Origin of the sequence: Streptomyces sp. WAC06614, from assembly GCF_003949795.1 — a bacterium.
In the GTDB taxonomy this organism is placed as follows: domain Bacteria; phylum Actinomycetota; class Actinomycetes; order Streptomycetales; family Streptomycetaceae; genus Streptomyces.
In genome coordinates this window covers 1-1,075 of sequence record NZ_RPRY01000705.1, presented here as the reverse complement: position 1 = coordinate 1,075, position 1,075 = coordinate 1, and the positions used below count along the sequence as shown (strand labels likewise).

Annotated in this window: 1 protein-coding gene; it reads left to right on the top strand. The window is 74.2% G+C overall.

The annotated features are described in order from the left end of the window. The first annotated feature begins 176 nt into the window (after window positions 1-176). On the top strand, window positions 177-1,073 hold the full coding sequence (locus EF918_RS36020; RefSeq protein ID WP_125653008.1) for an NADP-dependent oxidoreductase: 897 nt from the start codon (window positions 177-179) through the stop codon (window positions 1,071-1,073). The last annotated feature ends 2 nt before the right edge of the window (window positions 1,074-1,075 follow it).

The following is a 1,075-nucleotide window of genomic DNA, read 5'->3' as shown; positions in this document are numbered from 1 at the left end:
GACCACGACCGCGTCCATCAGCTGCTGCGCACTAACTTAAAGAGAGGTACTTTCTCTGCGTAAGTACGCACTCCGAAGTACGTACTTACGCAGAGAAAGTACCTCTCTTTAAGTTAGTGCGCAGCCGAACGGAAGAAACAACGGGAGAGGGAAACGGCATGAGTGCGCAGCAGCTGATGGACGCGGTCGTGGTCGAGGCGTTCGGGGGGCCCGAGCGGGCCGCGGTCGTGCGGGTGCCGGTTCCGCAGCCGGCGGCCGGGCAGGTACGGGTCCGGGTGCGGGCGGCCGGGCTGAACCCGGTGGACGGCGCGGTCCGCGCCGGCTACTTCGGCGGCTCGGCACCGGTCGGCCTCGGCTGGGACGTCTCGGGGGAGATCGACGCGGTCGGGGAGGGCGTGACCGGCTGGGAGCCGGGGGAGCGGGTCGTCGGGCTGCACTACGGGCCGTTCAAGGAGGTGGGCGCGCACGCCGAGTACGCGGTGCTGGACGCGGCCGCCGTGGCCGCGGCGCCGCGGTCGGTCACGCAGCAGGAGGCGGCGGCGCTGCCGCTGAGCGGGTTGACCGCGGCACGGGCGCTGGAGCAGCTGGGGCTGACCGCCGGGCAGTCGGTGCTGGTCACCGGGGCGGCGGGGATGGTCGGCGGGTTCGCGGTGCAGCTGGCCGCGGCGGCCGGGCTGGTGGTGACGGCGGTGGCCGGACCGGAGGACGAGGAGCTGGTACGGGGGCTGGGCGCGGCGGAGTTCGTCGCCCGGGGCTCGGCTCCGGCGGCGCCGGTGGACGGCGTCCTGGACGCGGCCGTGGTGGGGGAGGAGGCGCTGGCCTTCGTCCGGGACGGCGGTGCCTACGTCGGCCTGCACCCGGGCAGTGCGCCGGACGCGGTCCGGGGCGTACGGGTGGTGGAACAGGAGGTCGCCGCCGACGGGGCCCTGCTGGCGCGCCTGTCGGCCCTGGTCGACGAGGGCACGCTGACCCTGCGCGTGGCCGCCACGTACTCCCTGGCGGACTCCCCGTCCGCCCACCACCACCTGACCAAGCCGGGCACCCGCGGCCGCATCGTCCTGACCCTCCCCTGACC

Excerpts from the sequence above, each read along its gene's own strand:
- EF918_RS36020 (WP_125653008.1), top strand. The coding sequence starts at position 177 with ATGGACGCGGTCGTGGTCGAGGCGTTCGGGGGGCCCGAGCGGGCCGCG.